Genomic DNA, 1,254 nt, shown 5'->3' on the forward strand with positions numbered 1-1,254 from the left:
GGGTGCGGTTGCCATCGCGGTCGTAGGCGTATTCGGTCAGGCTGCGGCTGCTCTCGTTCTGGTCGGCCACCGCCATCAGGTAGCCATTGCTGTAGTAGGCATACCGCAGGTTCTGGCCTTCGCTATTTGTCTGCGCGATCAGCCGGCCGGCGTCGTCGTAGGCGTAACGGAACGTGCGCAGGCCATGATCGCGGTGCCACAGCTTGCGGCCAAAGGCGTCGGTGAGGTCGTACAAGCTGGCGTCGTAGTCGCCATGGGTTGTGCCGCCCAGTTCGCCCGGCATGCGGGTGCCTGTCGCCGGCGCTACGCCTTCGGTGGTGCGGGTCTGCAGGTACCAGGCTTGGTTAGCTGCCGAGGCCGTGGCGGCCGGATTGCCGGCGGCATCGCGGGTGGTCCATTCATAGCCATAGGTGGTGACCAGTTGGTTGCGCATCGTACTGGTGACACGGCCAGTGCTGTCGTACCACGTTTCTTCGTGGTTGGTGCTCCCGCTACGGCCGTCGTTGGCTTTCCAGTCGGTGTGATGCTGGATGCGCCGGCCTTGCTGGTCGTAGCGATAGATTTCGGTCAGCGCGACGCCCTGGGGGATCATCTCGCCGTCGGCCACCACCCGCATCGATTGGGGTCGGATCAGCTGGGTGAGGTTGCCTTGCGCGTCGTAGCGATACTGGGTCTTGGCGCCGCGACCATCAGTCCGGCTGACGAGCTGGGCGTAGCCGTTGTACTCGCTACGGGTCACGCTGGCGCCGTTTTCGGTGGCGAGGGTCTCGGTCCGCACCTGGGCCTGGCCGCTGCGGGCATTCAGGGTGTAGTCATTGCCTCCGTTCTCGAAGCCGTAGCTATAGGTGGTGACGCTGCCTCGGGCATCGGTTACCGACTGGATGCGGCCACCGTCGGTGTAGCGATAGTCGGTGCGCGAGCCCTTGGGCGCGTTGGCGGGGGTACCCTTCTCGTCGATCTGGTTGAGCAGTTCGCCATTGCCATTGACGCCCGCTGTCTTGGCGACGAGCCGGCCCTGCTGGTAGTCGTAGACGGTGCGGTTGCCATTGCCGTCCATTTCTTCGGCCAGCTCGCCAAACTCGTTGTAAGACCGGCTACGGTGGATCTGCAGCTGGTCGGTCATGCCTGAGATCGGTGGTGCCTCCGGCCGCTGGAATTGCGGGTCGATCATCACTACTGGGGACTTGCCCAGCCGCAGCTTGCCGTAGAGCGGCTTGGCGGTCGGCAGGTTCGGGCCACGGTTCGGCGTCAGCG

The 1,254-nt window shown here is 64.8% G+C and carries 1 pseudogene; it reads right to left on the minus strand.

The annotated features are described in order from the left end of the window. Positions 1 to 1,254: pseudogene (locus tag PZA18_RS23875) on the minus strand (hypothetical protein); the annotation flags it as partial.

Origin of the sequence: Parachitinimonas caeni, from assembly GCF_030129945.1 — a bacterium.
GTDB lineage: Bacteria > Pseudomonadota > Gammaproteobacteria > Burkholderiales > Chitinimonadaceae > Parachitinimonas > Parachitinimonas caeni.